Genomic DNA, 14,638 nt, shown 5'->3' with positions numbered 1-14,638 from the left:
GGCGGCCCGATGCCGGCCGGGGCAGCTTGCGGGCACCTGCCCGCAGGGGTGAGCCGCTTGGGGCTCGGGACCAGATCGCCGGATTGCGTCCGGTCCTGCTTGCTCCGACACCGCCGGACGGGCGGGAGGTCGGAGGAAATTCGTCGCGGCCGGGGTGGCCGCCTGCCTCCTATACCGGCTTTGGCCGGGATAAGAAAACGGCGCCCCGCGGGGCGCCGTTCCTTACTTGCGAAGACCCAGCTTCGCGATCAGCGCGGTGTAGCGCTCGGCATCCTTCTTGCGGAGGTAGTCGAGCAGCGAACGACGCTTGTTGACCAGCATCAGCAGACCGCGGCGCGAGTGGTTGTCCTTCGCGTGGGTCTTGAAGTGCTCGGTCAGGTTGGAGATCCGCTCGGTCAAGATCGCGACCTGGACCTCGGGGCTGCCGGTGTCACCGCTCTCGCGGGCGTGTTCGTTGATCAGCGCTTCCTTGCGCTCCGGGGTGATCGACATCGTCGTCCTTTCTATTCGAGGTTGAAGCCGCGAACGACACGGGCGACCCCGTGCTGGACCTCGACCAAGGCGACCGGAACCGCGTCCAGCGTCGCAAAGGCCTGACCATCGTCAGCGGCGATCCCGACCAACTGCTGCCCCTGACGGAGCCGCCCTGCCTGGCCGGGGGTGAGGGAAAAAGCCGGGATGTCGTCCAGCCCCGCCCTCAATGGCAGAAGCGCTTGTGCAAGCGCGTGGCCCTTACCGAGTTCCGCCAATTTGTCCAGCGAAATGGCCGCGTCGAGCCCGAACGGCCCCGCCTTTACCCGCCGCAGCATGGTGACGTGGCCGACGCTTCCCAGCGCCAGCGCGATGTCGCGCGCGAGGCTGCGGATATAGGTGCCCTTCGAGACATGGGCGGTGAGGGTGGCCTCCTCCAGCGTTCCCTCGCCGGCGTCGGCGATCGTCAGCGCGTGGATGGTGACGTCGCGGCTCTTGAGCGTCACCTCCTCGCCGGCCCGCGCGAGATCATAGGCGCGCTGGCCGTCGACCTTGAGCGCCGAGTACGCGGGCGGCACCTGCTCGATCGGACCGGTGAAACGCGCCAGCACCGCCTCCAGCGCGGCGCGGGTGGGCCGCACGTCGGACTCCGCGATCACCGCGCCTTCGCGGTCGAGCGTGTCGGTCTGCGCGCCGAACTGGACGCTGAACTCATAGACCTTGTCGCTATCGAGCATCCGCCCGGCGAGCTTGGTCGCCTCGCCCAGCGCGATCGGCAGCACGCCGGTCGCCAGCGGATCGAGCGTGCCGCCGTGGCCGACCTTGAACTTGCCATAGCCGCCGTCGCGCAGCGCACGCTTGACCGCGCTCACGCCCTGGGTCGAGCCGAGCCCCAGCGGCTTGTCGAGCAATATCCAGCCGTGCATCTCAGCCCCCCAGCCCGACGAGCCGCAGCAGCGCGTCGGCCAGGCCGAACACGATCGGCGACACCACGCGCCCGACCACGTTCAGCTGCGGCGACAGCATCGGCAGCACCAGCAGGAGGAGCAGCAGCACGGGGATTCCGAAGCGCCCGAGCTGCGCGTAGCGCCAGGCGAGCGAGCGCGGCAGCAGCCCTTCCACCACATGCCCGCCGTCGAACGGCGGCACCGGCAGCAGGTTGAACACCGCCAGGAAGAGGTTGATCCGCACGAAGTTGATGAGGTTGCTGACGACGAACCGGCTGACGTCCCCCGCTTCGCCGCCAGTGACGGACGCCACCACCGCGATCAGCAGCGCGGCGGTGAGCGCCAGCAGCAGGTTGATGCCCGGCCCGGCAAGCGCCACCAGCACCATGTGCCAGCGCGGGTTGCGCAGGCGCCGCGCGTCCACGGGCACCGGCTTGGCCCATCCGAACACCGGTGCGCCCGACACCGCCAGCACCAGCGGCAGCGCGACCGTGCCGATCGGGTCTGCATGGCGAACCGGGTTGAAGGTCAGCCGCCGCTGCTCCGCCGCGGTCGGATCGCCCAGCCAGTTGGCGACCACGCCGTGCGCGACCTCGTGGAAGACGATGGCGATCACCAGCGGCACGAGCCACACGGCGATGGTCCAGAGGATTTGTGCGATGTCCATGATGGGTGTGTCAGTGGCGATGCGCGGGACCTGCCGCAAGTCCAGCCGACAAATGCGCGTCCTGCTACCTTCCCGTTTGTCTCGAGGAACCGTCGAGCTTGTCGAGACGGCGTATCGAGAGACCGCGCGCGCCGCCCCTCTCGATACGGGCTCTCGACAAGCTCATCCCTACTCTAGGCGAAACGGGTGGGTGTCGCCCTAGCCCCGCATCGCCTCACAGAAATGCTTGCGGCACAGCGCAAGGTAACGGTCGTTGCCGCCGATCTCGGTTTGCGCGCCCTGGGTCACGGCGCGGCCCTGCGAATCGACGCGCAGGTTCATCGTCGCCTTGCGCCCGCACACGCACACCGACTTGATCTCCACCAGCGCATCCGCAATCGCAAGCAGCCGCGCCGAGCCCGGGAACAGCACGCCCTGGAAATCGGTGCGCAGCCCATAGGCGAGCACCGGCACGTTCAGCTCGTCGGCGACCCGCGCGAGCTGGTCGACCTGTTCCGCCGACAGGAACTGCGCCTCGTCCACCAGCACGCAGCCGACGGGCTGCGGCTCGGCGGCCACGGCCGCTTGGAGGTCGGTCGCCGCATCGAACATCGCCGCAGGGGCCGAAAGGCCGATCCGCGACCCGATCGTCCCCGCCCCCGCCCGGTCGTCGAGCGCGGCGGTGAACAAGAGCGTGGTGAGCCCCCGCTCGCGATAGTTGAAGTCGGCCTGCAGCAGCGTGGTCGACTTCCCCGCGTTCATCGAGGCGTAGTAGAAATAGAGCTTGGCCATCAGGCGAGGGTCTCGATCGGAAGGGGCGGCGTGTCGACGCGGGCGATCCCCTGGTCGAAGGTGACGAAGCGGTCGCCGACGCCGCGTGCCGCCACCAGATGCACCGCATCCGCCCAGTCCGCACCGGCGCGGTAGCGCCCGATCGCCCAGGAGAGACCCTCCCGGTCGGCGACATGGACGGTTTCCAGCATCAGCAGCGTCTCCAGCGCATCGGCGACGATGCCATGGTCGAGCCGCAGCCGCTTGCCGAGCACCCAACCCAGCTCGATCCACACGGTGTTGGAAACCCATACGGGTTCGCGCAGGATCGCCTCCGCAAGCCGCGCCTGATGCGGATCGTCCTGCAGGATCAAGCGGGCGAGAATGTTGGTGTCGACCGCCTTCACGCGGGGTCGTCATCCACGTCCGGGGACCAGTTCAGCGCCTCGACCGGGATCGCCGGGCCTTCGTGACGGTACAGCGCGCGCAGCCGCGCCAAGCCCTCGTCGACGGTCAACCGCCCGCCCGGGCGGCGCGGACGCAGGATGATCGCATCCGTCGACTCGACGATGTCGAGCTCGGTTCCGGGCGCCCAGCCCAGCCGGTCGCGCGTCGCCTTCGGCACCACGACCTGCCCTTTCTCTGAAATCCTGGTATGCGCACCCATGTCAGTAAGATGCGTCTTACCGGCGGCCGCGTCAATCTTCGTTGGTGGCTTCGTCGCCCAGATCCTGCGCGACCTTGGGCGCACGCAGCAGCGCCTCGATGTGGCTCGCTTCCTCGAAGCTGTCGTCCGCCAGGAACTTGAGCTTGGCCGCATATTTCATCTTCACGCGATGCGCGACCTCGCGCTGCAGATAGGCGGTGTTGGTGCGCAGTGCCTTGAGCACCGCCTCCTCGTCCTTGCCCAGCAGCGGCTTCACGAACACGGTCGCGTGGCGCAGGTCGGGGGACATGCGCACCTCGGTCACCGACACCATGTGGCTGGCGAGCGTCTCGTCATGGACGTCGCCGCGCTGCAGGATCTCGGACAGGACGTGGCGCACCTGCTCGCCCACGCGGAGCGTGCGGACGGAGCGTTCCTGCGGTTCGTTCTTCATGATGCAATCTTAGAAAAGAAGGTGTCACCCCGGCCGCAGCCGGGGTGACACGGATACTCAGAGCGTGCGCTCGCGCATCTCGACCTCGAAGGTTTCGAGGAAGTCGCCCGCCTTGATGTCGGTGAAGTTCTGCGTGAACGTCACACCGCATTCCAGGCCAGCGCGGACTTCGGCGACATCGTCCTTGAACCGGCGGAGCGAGGCGATTTCGCCCTGGTAGATGATGACGTCGTTGCGCGTGATGCGCGCCTTGAGCGCCTTGCGGATCGCGCCTTCGACCACCAGCAGACCGGCGGCCTTGCCCGTCTTGCCCGCGGAGAAGACCTCGCGGATCTCGGCGCGGCCGACGACGGTCTCGAACGCCTCGGGACCAAGCTCGCCCGCCATGCCGGCGCGGATCTCGTCCACCAGGTCGTAGATGACGTCGTAATACTTCAGCGCCACCTTGTTCCGCTCGGCGATCTCGCGCGCCTTGGCGTTGGGACGGACGTTGAAGCCGATGATCGGCGCGCCCGAAGCCCCGGCGAGCGTCACGTCGCTCTCGGTGATGCCGCCCACGCCCGAATGCAGGATCCGCACCCGGATCTCGTCGGTCGAGATCTTGTTGAGCGAGCCCACGATCGCCTCGACGGTGCCCTGGGTGTCGGCCTTGACGACCAGCGGATACTCGATCGCCTGCTTGTCCTTGAGCGCGGAGAACATGCTCTCCAGGCTCGCAGGCGCATTGGTGGTGCGCTTCTGCTGGATCACGCCGGCACGATACTCCGCCACTTCGCGGGCACGCGCCTCGTTCTCGACCACCTGCAGCAGGTCGCCGGCCATCGGCACGCCCGACAGGCCCAGCACCTCGACCGGCATCGCCGGTCCGGCCTGCTTCACCTGACGGCCCTTGTCGTCGATCAGCGCGCGGACCTTGCCGCTCTCGGCGCCGACGACGAACACGTCGCCGACCTTGAGCGTGCCGCGGTTGACCAGGATCGTCGCGACGGGCCCACGGCCCTTGTCGAGCTTCGCCTCGATCACCGCACCCTCGGCCTGACGGTCGGGGTTGGCCTGCAGCTCGAGCAGCTCGGCCTGCAGCTGGATCTTCTCGATCAGGGTATCGAGACCGATCTTCTTGAGCGCGGAGACTTCGACGTCCTGCGTCTCGCCGCCCATTTCCTCGACCTGGACGTTGTGCTCGAGCAGACGCTCGCGCACCCGCTGCGGGTTCGCCTCGTGCTTGTCGATCTTGTTGATCGCCACGATCATCGGCTTGCCCGATGCCTTGGTGTGGTTGATCGCCTCAATCGTCTGCGGCATCAGCCCGTCGTCGGCCGCCACCACCAGGATGACGATGTCGGTGACGTCGGCACCGCGCGCCCGCATCTCGGTGAAGGCCTCGTGGCCCGGCGTGTCGAGGAAGGTGATCTTCGACTTGTCCTTCAGCGTCACCTGATACGCACCGATGTGCTGGGTGATGCCGCCGGCCTCGCCGCGCACCACGTCGGTGCCGCGCAGCGCGTCGAGCAGCGAGGTCTTGCCGTGGTCGACATGGCCCATGATCGTGACCACCGGCGGACGGGGCTTCAGCTGGTCGGCCGAGTCCTCGGTGGTGTCCATCGACAGGTCGATGTCGGCATCCGAGACGCGCACGATGTTGTGGCCGAATTCGGTCACCAGCAGCTCGGCCGTATCCTGGTCGATGGTCTGCGTCATGGTGACGGGCATGCCCATCTTGAACAGCGTCTTGACGAGGTCGGCGCCCTTTTCGGCCATGCGGTTGGCGAGTTCCTGGACGGTGATCGCCTCCGGAACCTTGACGTCGCGGACCTGCTTGGCCTGCGGCTCGCGCGGGCCGCCATAGTGACGCTTTTCCTTTTCGCGGGCACGCTTCAGCGCAGCAAGCGAGCGCGCACGCGCGCCATCGCCATCGCCCAGCGCACGCGTGACCGTGAGCTTGCCCGACTGGCGACGATCGTCACCCTTACGGTCGCGCGAGGGCGCAGGCCGGCTCGGGGCGTCGTTGCGACGCGGCGGCAGCGCACCGGTGCGGTTCGCAGGCGCGGCGTTGTTCGAAGCGGGCGAGGCGCTCGGCGTCGGCGTGGGGGCCGGTGCGGGCTTGGGCTCGGGCTTCGGGATCTCGGGACGCTGCACGGGCGTGAAGCGGCGCGGGGCGGGCAGCGACGAGTCGAACTGCACCGTCACGGGCTGCGTCGGCTGCGGCGGGCGCTGCGGTGCAGCCGGGCGGCGCGGTGCCTGGGCGGCAGGGGCCGCCGGCTTCGGCGCGGCTGCGGCGGGCGCAGCCGGCTTCGGCGCTTCGGCTGCGGGAGCCGGTGCAGGCGTCGGCGCAGGTGCGGGGGTCGGAGCGGCGGGTGCCGCTGCGACCGGCTCGGACACCTCGGGCGCTGCCGGAGCCGGTGCGGGCGCGGCTTCGACCTTTGGCTCGGGCGTCGGCTCCACCGCCGGCGCCGCGGGTGCCGCCACGGGCGCTTCGTCCGCGCGACGGTTTTCCTCGGCGCGACGCTGCTCCTGCTCCTGCGCTTCCTGGCGCAGGCGCTCGTCACGACGGCGCCCCTCTTCGAGCGCGGTCATGCGGGCCTCTTCGGCCTCGCGCAGCAGCTTCGCCTGGATCTCATGACGAGACAGGCCGGCGTTCGCCGCCGCCGGGTTCGGCGCAGGCGCACGCGGCGCCGCCGGGGCGGCTGCCGGCGCAGCCGCGGGTGCGGCCTCCGGTGCCGCGGCGGGCGCCGCCTGCTGCTGCTCTTCGCCCGGGCGGCCGAGCACGCGGCGGCGCTTGACCTCCACGACCACGGTGTTGGAGCGGCCATGGCTGAAGCTCTGCTTCACCTTGCCGGTCTCCACCGTGCGCTTCAGCCCCAGCGGTGCCCGCGCGCCCAGCTTCGGCTTGTCGTTGTCCGTCTCGCTCATGCGTTACTCGAGTTCCTGCTTCGTCGTCGTCTGTACAGCTGCCGAGGTTCCGGCAGCCGATGCGCCCTGCGATTCGGTTTCGCAAGACACGGAGGAGGGTACGGGTCCGATAAAGTGCAGCCATCGGGCGATCGCTTCGCCGACCCGACTGGCCGCTGATCTGTCGGTCACACCGACATGTACCACATTTTCGCGCCCCAGCGCCAAGGACAATATGGTACGCCCGACGGGCAATTCCAATCCCCTGACGCCACTGCCTTCGCGATCGGACCCGACACGCCACGCCTGGGCGAGCTTGCCCGCACCGTCGGCACCGGCGTCGGAGGCGTGATAGAGCGCATGAAGCTGGCCGCTGCGCGCGGCCTTCACGATCCGCTCGCCGCCCGTAACCAGCTTTCCCGAGCGCGATTCCAGACCGAGCCGTTCCAGCGCGGCGCGTTGCAGCGCCTGCTCGATGCGGTCGGACAGGTCGTCGGGGATCGTGATCGCCTGCGTCTTGAAGGCGCGCGACAGTGCACCTTTCAGCCGCCCCTTGGCGACCGCCGCATCCAGTGCTGCACGATCGACGCCGATCCAGGCGCCGCGCCCCGGCGCCTTGGCATGGACGTCGGGCAGCACTTCCCCGTCGGGAGACAGGGCGAGGCGCACGAGGGTGCCCCTGGCGCCCGTCTCGCGGGTGAGGATACAGCTGCGCTCCGGCCCTTCGCGCGGTTCACGCGGAGGCCGGGGCGTGGCGGGAGTGCGCTGTCCGCGGTGCCCGGAAGCGCGCGGAGTTACCGAAGCGGCATCATTGCGAGGGTTCCGCATGCGCGTCCTCCCTCGCTTGGGGCGTGCCGGCATCGCGATCCGCGATCAGCTGGCCGCCGGCACCATAGTTCTCGGTCGACAGTTCGGTGATGTTGATCTGGACGGCGGCCGGGTTCTTGCCCAGCCGCTCGACCAGCGAACGCGTGACGTCGGCGACAATCGCCGCCTTCTGCTCGCGCGAGGCGGCGCCGGCCAGGCGAATGTCGACGAACGGCATCAGGCCTCGGCCTCCTCGCCGGTCTCGGCTTCGGCCGGAGCCTCGGCTTCCTCGTCATCGAACCAGTGCGCGCGCGCGGCCATGATGATCTCGTTGCCCTGCTCGTCCGACAGCCCGTACTCGGCCAGGATGCCGCCCTTGGGCTCGGAGCGCTTGGCGGCGTCGTCGTTGCGACGGCGCGGCTCGGCCCGCTTCTTCTCGACCAGCTCGTCGGTGGCGAGATCGGCCAGGTCGTCCAGCGTCTTGATGCCTGCCTTGCCGAGCGTCACCAGCATCGCCTCGGTCAGGTACGGCATTTCCGCCAGCGCGTCGTCGACGCCCAGCGCACGGCGTGCCTCGCGGTTCGCTTCCTCGCGGCGCTCCAGCGCTTCCTGCGCACGGTTCTGCAGCTCGGCGGCGAGGTCCTCGTCGAAGCCCTCGATCGCGGCAAGCTCATCCACCTCGACATAGGCGACTTCTTCCAGCTCGCCGAAGCCTTCGGCCACCAGCAGCTGCGCCAGCGTCTCGTCGACGTCGAGCTCGCGCTCGAACATCGCGGAACGCTCGACGAATTCCTTCTGGCGCTTCTCCGACGCATCCGCCTCGGTCAGGATGTCGATCGCCTTGGCGGTCAGCTGCGACGCCAGGCGCACGTTCTGGCCGCGACGGCCGATCGCGAGGGAGAGCTGGTCGTCGGGCACCACCACCTCGATGCGATCCTCTTCCTCGTCGATCACGACGCGGCTGACGTTCGCCGGCTGCAGCGCGTTGACGACAAAGGTCGCGGTGTCTTCCGACCAGGGAATGATGTCGATCTTCTCGCCCTGCATCTCCTGCACGACGGCCTGGACGCGGCTGCCCTTCATGCCGACGCACGCGCCGACCGGATCGATCGAGCTGTCGCGGCTGATGACGCCGATCTTGGCGCGGCTGCCGGGATCACGGGCGGCGGCCTTGATCTCGATGATGCCGTCGTAGATCTCGGGCACTTCCTGCGCGAACAGCTTCTTCATGAAGTCGGGGTGCGCGCGGGACAGGAAGATCTGCGGCCCGCGGTTCTCGCGGCGCACGTTCAGGATCAGCGAGCGAGTGCGGTCGCCGACGCGCACCGCTTCGCGCGGGATCTGCTGGTCGCGGCGGATGACGCCCTCGGCCCGGCCCAGGTCGACCACGACGTGACCGAACTCGACGCGCTTGACGACGCCGGTGATGATCTCACCCACGCGGTCCTTGAACTCTTCGAACTGGCGCTCGCGCTCGGCGTCGCGGACCTTCTGGAAGATCACCTGCTTGGCGGCCTGGGCGGCGATGCGGCCGAACTCGATCGGGGGCAGCGGATCGACGATATAGTCGCCCACGACCGCGCCCTTCTGCAGCTTCTGCGCGCTCGCGACGTCGACCTGCTTGAAATAGTCGTCGACCGCCTCGACCACCTCGACCACGCGCCACAGGCGCAGGTCACCGGTGTTGGGATCGAGCTTGGCGCGGATGTCGTTCTCGGCGCCATAGCGCGCGCGGGCGGCGCGCTGGATCGCGTCCTCCATCGCCTCGATGACGATGCCCTTGTCGATCAGCTTCTCGCGCGCGACCGAATCGGCGATCGCGATCAGCTCGGCGCGGTTGGCGGTAACGGCAGTGGCCATGGGCTTACCCTTCTACTTCGATGATGTCGTCCGCCCCGCTCGCATCGAGCGGCTGGGTGGCAGCGAGGAGCTTGTCGGTGATGGTGAGCTTGGCGTCGGCGACGGCGGCGAACGGGATCGTCATCGCGTGGAACTTGCGCACGTCGATGGTGATCTGGTCGCCCTCGACGCCGACGAGATCCCCGGTGAGCTGCTTGCGCCCCTCGATCGGCTCGGCGAGCGTGATGCGCGCTTCCTGCCCCGCCCAGTCGGCGAAGTCCTGCAGCCGGGTGAGCGGGCGGTCGATGCCGGGCGAGGAGACCTCCAGCCGGTACGCGCCCTCGATCGGGTCGCGGCCCTCGGCCTCCAGCGCGTCGAGCACGTCCGACAGGCGGCGCGACAGCGTGGCGCAATCGTCGATCGTCAGCTGGCGGGTGTCCGGCCGCTCGGCCATGACCTGCAGCGTCGGGTCCGACTTGCCGCCGAACATCTTCACGCGCACCAGCGCCAGCCCCAGGGCCTTCGCCTCGGGCTCGATCAGCCGGTTGAGTTCGGCGATGTCCGCCAATCCACGCTCCAGTTCGTTGCGGCCGGCCTGCTGCCGGTCCGTGAAAGTCGGTTCGAACCAAGGTACGCCCCGTCGGCGCCGGACCCGTGGGGCCCGACCTCGCCAAGGTTTCCAATGTCGAGAACAGCCGCGATATAGGACGTTCGCCAGATCAGGACAAGCGCGAAACACGAGCACATCGCCGCAACGCCCCGCCTCCGCCTGCGTTGAGCCGCCAACAGGGAGACTTTCATGCACCGCACCATCGCCTGCGCCACCGCCGCCATCCTGGTCGCCGCCTGCGGCGCCCCCAACGATCCCGCCGTCGCCAACGGCAGCGCGCCTGCTGCCCAGGCCAGCGCCGCCGCCCCCGCCGCCGACGGCCGCCCGTTTGCCGTGGCTCCGGTCACCACCCTCGATTCGCCCTGGGCGATGGCGTTCCTGCCCGACGGACGGATGCTGGTGACGGAAAAGGGCGGGCGCATGCTGCTCGTGACGCTGTCGACCGGCCAGGGCAACAGCGTCACGGCGACGATGCCGGTGGCCGGCATCCCTGCCGTCGACAGCGAAGGGCAGGGCGCGTTGATGGACGTGGTGCCGGCACCCGATTTCGCACGCAGCAAGCTGGTCTATTTCTCCGGCTCGGTGGCCGGCGCAGGCGGCAAGGGGGTCAAGCTGTGGCGCGGCCGCTTCGTCGAGGATGCCAAGGGACCGCGGCTGGAAGGCGTAACGGAACTGTTCAGCGCGACGCCCTTCGTCTCCGGCGACGGCCATTACTCCGGCCGCATCGCCTTCGCGCCCGACGGCCAGCACCTGTTCTTCACCAACGGCGAGCGCCAGAAGTTCGATCCCGCCCAGGATCCCAAGGCGACGCTCGGCAAGGTGCTGCGCCTGACGCTCGACGGCAAGCCGGCGGGCGACCCTGGCCTCACCGCGCGCGGCTTCCACCCCGCGGTCTGGTCCTACGGCCACCGCAACCTGCTCGGCATCGCCTTCGATGCACAGGGCAATCTGTGGGAGCAGGAAATGGGCCCCAAGGGCGGCGACGAGGTCAATTTGATCCTGCCCGGCCGCAACTATGGCTGGCCCAAGGCGTCGAACGGCAGCCACTATGACGGCCGCGACATCCCCGACCACAAGCCCGGCGACGGCTTCGAGCCGCCCAAGGTCTCGTGGAACCCGGTGATCTCGCCGGGCGGGCTCCTGCTCTATACGGGGGCGATGTTCCCCGAATGGCAGGGCGACCTGTTCATCGGCGGCCTTTCGAGCGAGGCGCTGGTCCGCGTCGACGTGAACGGCACCAATGCCGCCAAGGGCGACCAGTGGCCGATGGGCAAGCGCATCCGCGACGTCGAGCAGGGCCCGGACGGCGCGATCTGGCTGCTGGAGGACGGCGAGGGCGCCCGGCTGCTGAAGCTCACCAAGGCAGGGTGAGGCTGGGGGGCTCACGCAGCCCCCTACCCCCTCTCCCGTTTGGCTCGAGTGGCCGTCGAGTAGCTGCGCAGCAGCGTATCGAGACGGCGTATCGAGAGGCCGTCTCCCGGGGCGGTACCTCGATACGAGCCCTCGGACCGCCCCCTACGGAGCTACTCGGCCTCTACTCGGCACGAACGGAAGAGAAGGCGAAGGCCCCCTCACCCCAGCGCGACCGGCCCCGCGTCCCCGAGCCGGTGGGTGCACAGCTGCGCCTCGGGCGTATCGTCCGCGGTCAGCGCCGCCACCGTCACCCACCCCTCGGCCCGGAGCGCAGCGCCCGTCTCGGCGGGCGTGCCGAACGGCAGGAACAGCCGCCGGCGCGCGTCCGCGCCCACGCCCGCGTCGAGCAGCACGTCGGCATAGAGTGAGAAGCCCACCGCCGGCTCCGCCCGCCCGTCCTCGCCCACCACGGCATAGCTGCCGCCGCGCCCGATCCCGGCGCTCAGGCCGCGCGCGAACAGCGAGAAACCGACCCAGCTCTGGTACTCGAACCCATGCCGCTCGGTCGGGTCGAGCGTCAGCGCCGCGCGATCTCGAACGGCCTCGGCGATCGCCTCCAGCCCGTCGAGCCGGCTGCCCAGACTCCCCGCAACGTCGCTTTCGCGCAGCCGTGCCAGCGCCTGGTCGAACGGCCCGGCCGCCTCGATCAGCGGCAGATAGGCAGGGTCGATCGCCGCGACCGCGCCGGCATCCTTGCCGTCCAGCGCCTCGCGCAGCGCCAGCAGTTGCTCGGGCGCCAGCGTGTCGCCGGCGAGCGCGTCGAGCAGGTCCGGCAGGGTGAAGTCGACCGACACGTCGGACAGGCCGGCTGCGGCCAGCGCCTCGACCGCGACGGTTACCACCTCGCGCACCGCCGCCACACTGTCGAGGCCGATCAACTCCGCCCCGATCTGGCGCAGCGCACGCCGCTGGGCGAGGTCTGACGCGCGCAGCCGCAGCACCGGACCGGCATAACACAGCCGCACCGGGCGCGGATGGTGGCCCATGCGGGTGGCGGCGATGCGGCCGACCTGCGCGGTCATGTCGGGACGGATCGCCAGCGTCTTCTGCGACACCGGATCGACGAAGCGCACAGCGTCTTGCGCACGCGCCGCCTTCAGCCGGCGGCCGAGCGCGTCCTCGAACTCGGCAAGCGGCGGATCGACCTGCTCATAGCCATAGCTGCGCGCGACCGACAGCACCCGCCCCTCGAACCGCGCCACCGCATCGGCGGCGGGCGGCAGGCGGTCGTGAAACCCTTCGGGCAAGAGGCCGGTCATCGCAAATTCCTGTTGGGCGCAGCCCCGATCGGCGCGCCTCGGCCAGCTACGGGATGCATGCGCGCCCGACAAGCTTGGTCGGCGCGGCCACCCCTTGCAGGCTCGTACCCCGGCGAAGGCCGGGGTCCAGTTACGGCGGGTTCGAGGCGTTGGCGCACCCCTAGCCGCCTTCCCAACTGGACCCCGGCCTCCGCCGGGGTACGATGCTAGGTTGCTCCTTAGAACGCCAGCGCCATCGCCGTGCGCACGCCCGGCAGGCTGCGCACCTTGGCCGCGAGTTCCGGCGTCACCGGCTCGTCGACCGACAAAAGCAGGATCGCCTCGCCCCCCGCTTGGCGCCGGCCAAGGTGGAAGGTGCCGATGTTGACCCCTGCCTCGCCAAGCGTCGTGCCGAGCCGGCCGATGAAGCCCGGCGCGTCCTCGTTGACGATGTAGAGCATGTGGCCGGCGAGATCGGCCTCAACCTTGATTCCGAACAGCTCCACCAGCCGCGGCGCCTGGTTGCCGAACAGCGTACCCGCGACCGAACGGTCGCCCGCCTCGGTGCGCACCGTGACGCGGACCAGCGTGTGATAGTCGCCCTCGCGCTCGTTGCGCACTTCACGCACCTCGAGGCCGCGCTCCTTGGCGAGGAACGGCGCGTTGACCATGTTCACCGTGTCCGAATGGACGCGCATCAGCCCGGCCAGCACCGCACCGGTGATCGGCTTCTGGTTGAGCTCGGCGGCCGCGCCCTCGACCTCGATCGAGATCGAGCTGAGCGCGCCATGCGCCAGCTGGCCCACCAGCGAACCAAGCTTTTCGGCGAGCGCCATGTACGGTTTGAGCTTGGGCGCTTCCTCGGCCGACAGTGACGGCATGTTGAGCGCGTTGGTGACGCCGCCCGACACCAGATAATCGGCCATCTGCTCGGCGACCTGGATCGCGACGTTGACCTGCGCCTCGGTGGTGGAGGCGCCCAGGTGCGGCGTCGACACGAAATTGGGCGTGCCGAACAGCGGCGATTCCTTGGCCGGCTCGTTTACGAACACGTCGAGCGCGGCGCCGGCGATGTGGCCCGAGTCGAGCCCCTGCTTCAGCGCCGCCTCGTCGATCAGCCCGCCGCGCGCGCAGTTGATGATCCGCACGCCCTTCTTGGTCTTGGCGAGATTCTCGGCCGACAGGATGTTGCGGGTCTGGTCGGTGAGCGGGGTGTGCAGCGTGATGAAGTCGGCGCGGGCGAGCAGCTGGTCGAGCTCCACCTTCTCCACGCCCATCTCAATCGCACGTTCCGGAGTGAGGAACGGATCGAAGGCAACGACCTTCATCTTCAGCCCACGCGCGCGGTCGGCGACGATCGAGCCGATGTTGCCCGCACCGATCAGGCCCAGCGTCTTGGCGGTCAGTTCGACGCCCATGAAGCGGTTCTTCTCCCACTTGCCGGCCTGGGTCGAGGCATCAGCCTCAGGCAGCTGGCGGGCGAGCGCGAACATCAGCGCGATCGCATGCTCGGCGGTGGTGATCGAGTTGCCGAACGGGGTGTTCATCACCACCACGCCGCGCGCGGAAGCGGCGGGAATGTCGACATTGTCGACGCCGATGCCGGCGCGGCCGACGACCTTGAGGTTGGTCGCGGCGTCGAGGATGTCCTGCGTCACCTTGGTCGAGGAGCGGATGGCGAGGCCGTCATACTCGCCGATGATCGCCTTGAGCTCTTCGGGAGTCTTGCCGGTGATCTCGTCCACCTCGACCCCGCGCTCGCGGAAGATTTGGGCGGCCTTGGGATCCATTTTGTCGGAGATGAGGACTTTGGGCATGAAAAGGTCCTTCGAAAAACGATGCAGTGCTCCTGCGAAGGCAGGAGCCTAGGGTCACGGGCGCAGGTGTTTGCGGCCCTGGGCCCCTGC

The 14,638-nt window shown here is 69.2% G+C and carries 15 protein-coding genes; 1 reads left to right on the top strand and 14 read right to left on the bottom strand.

Translation table 11 applies throughout. From position 1 onward, the window contains the following. Positions 1-222 precede the first annotated feature (222 nt). The 12 genes from rpsO to rimP form a co-directional block, all read right to left on the bottom strand. Positions 223-492: a 30S ribosomal protein S15 gene (gene rpsO / locus EO081_RS14570; protein ID WP_125962122.1), complete on the bottom strand. Its 270-nt coding sequence runs from the start codon at positions 490-492 to the stop codon at positions 223-225. An 11-nt stretch (positions 493-503) separates the two neighbouring features. After that, on the bottom strand, positions 504-1,397 hold the full coding sequence (truB, locus tag EO081_RS14565) for a tRNA pseudouridine(55) synthase TruB (protein WP_129342894.1): 894 nt from the start codon (positions 1,395-1,397) through the stop codon (positions 504-506). A gap of 1 nt (position 1,398) precedes the next feature. Then, positions 1,399-2,085, bottom strand: a complete 687-nt coding sequence (locus EO081_RS14560; RefSeq protein ID WP_129342892.1) for a site-2 protease family protein — start codon at positions 2,083-2,085, stop codon at positions 1,399-1,401. A 198-nt stretch (positions 2,086-2,283) separates the two neighbouring features. Further along, a complete protein-coding gene (locus EO081_RS14555) occupies positions 2,284-2,856 on the bottom strand; it encodes a thymidine kinase (RefSeq protein WP_129342890.1) in 573 nt (190 codons plus the stop codon). Beyond that, on the bottom strand, positions 2,856-3,242 hold the full coding sequence (locus tag EO081_RS14550) for a type II toxin-antitoxin system VapC family toxin (RefSeq protein WP_129342889.1): 387 nt from the start codon (positions 3,240-3,242) through the stop codon (positions 2,856-2,858). The genes EO081_RS14555 and EO081_RS14550 overlap by 1 nt, the downstream gene beginning before the upstream one ends. Then, on the bottom strand, positions 3,239-3,502 hold the full coding sequence (locus EO081_RS14545; protein ID WP_129342887.1) for an AbrB/MazE/SpoVT family DNA-binding domain-containing protein: 264 nt from the start codon (positions 3,500-3,502) through the stop codon (positions 3,239-3,241). The genes EO081_RS14550 and EO081_RS14545 overlap by 4 nt, the downstream gene beginning before the upstream one ends. A gap of 31 nt (positions 3,503-3,533) precedes the next feature. Continuing rightward, complete coding sequence (gene rbfA, locus EO081_RS14540; RefSeq protein ID WP_183947981.1) at positions 3,534-3,935, bottom strand: 30S ribosome-binding factor RbfA; 402 nt, start codon at positions 3,933-3,935, stop codon at positions 3,534-3,536. A 57-nt stretch (positions 3,936-3,992) separates the two neighbouring features. Next, a complete protein-coding gene (gene infB / locus EO081_RS14535; RefSeq protein WP_129342883.1) occupies positions 3,993-6,845 on the bottom strand; it encodes a translation initiation factor IF-2 in 2,853 nt (950 codons plus the stop codon). A 3-nt stretch (positions 6,846-6,848) separates the two neighbouring features. Then, positions 6,849-7,493 carry a DUF448 domain-containing protein gene (locus EO081_RS14530; RefSeq protein WP_375781668.1) on the bottom strand — a complete coding sequence of 215 codons (645 nt, stop codon included), beginning with the start codon at positions 7,491-7,493 and terminating at the stop codon, positions 6,849-6,851. 139 nt (positions 7,494-7,632) lie between these two features. Next, on the bottom strand, positions 7,633-7,869 hold the full coding sequence (locus EO081_RS14525) for a tautomerase family protein (protein WP_125962114.1): 237 nt from the start codon (positions 7,867-7,869) through the stop codon (positions 7,633-7,635). Beyond that, positions 7,869-9,491, bottom strand: a complete 1,623-nt coding sequence (gene nusA, locus EO081_RS14520) for a transcription termination factor NusA (protein WP_129342880.1) — start codon at positions 9,489-9,491, stop codon at positions 7,869-7,871. The genes EO081_RS14525 and nusA overlap by 1 nt, the downstream gene beginning before the upstream one ends. Before the next feature lie 4 nt (positions 9,492-9,495). Then, complete coding sequence (gene rimP / locus EO081_RS14515; RefSeq protein WP_129342878.1) at positions 9,496-10,038, bottom strand: ribosome maturation protein RimP; 543 nt, start codon at positions 10,036-10,038, stop codon at positions 9,496-9,498. Between the two features lie 231 nt (positions 10,039-10,269). Between rimP and EO081_RS14510 the strand changes: the two genes are divergently transcribed. After that, the gene (locus EO081_RS14510) at positions 10,270-11,451 is read left to right on the top strand and encodes a PQQ-dependent sugar dehydrogenase (RefSeq protein WP_129342876.1); all 1,182 of its coding nucleotides are present in this window, start codon (positions 10,270-10,272) and stop codon (positions 11,449-11,451) included. A 200-nt stretch (positions 11,452-11,651) separates the two neighbouring features. Here EO081_RS14510 and EO081_RS14505 read toward each other — a convergent pair whose 3' ends face one another. Together EO081_RS14505 and serA are read right to left on the bottom strand one after the other, a co-directional pair. Further along, a complete protein-coding gene (locus EO081_RS14505; RefSeq protein WP_129342875.1) occupies positions 11,652-12,752 on the bottom strand; it encodes an ATP phosphoribosyltransferase regulatory subunit in 1,101 nt (366 codons plus the stop codon). A gap of 218 nt (positions 12,753-12,970) precedes the next feature. After that, the gene (gene serA / locus EO081_RS14500; RefSeq protein ID WP_129342873.1) at positions 12,971-14,548 is read right to left on the bottom strand and encodes a phosphoglycerate dehydrogenase; all 1,578 of its coding nucleotides are present in this window, start codon (positions 14,546-14,548) and stop codon (positions 12,971-12,973) included. Positions 14,549-14,638: the final 90 nt, after the last annotated feature.

The organism is Sphingomonas desiccabilis, from assembly GCF_004135605.1.
GTDB lineage: Bacteria > Pseudomonadota > Alphaproteobacteria > Sphingomonadales > Sphingomonadaceae > Sphingomonas > Sphingomonas desiccabilis.
This window is presented reverse-complemented; position numbering and strand designations above follow the sequence as displayed.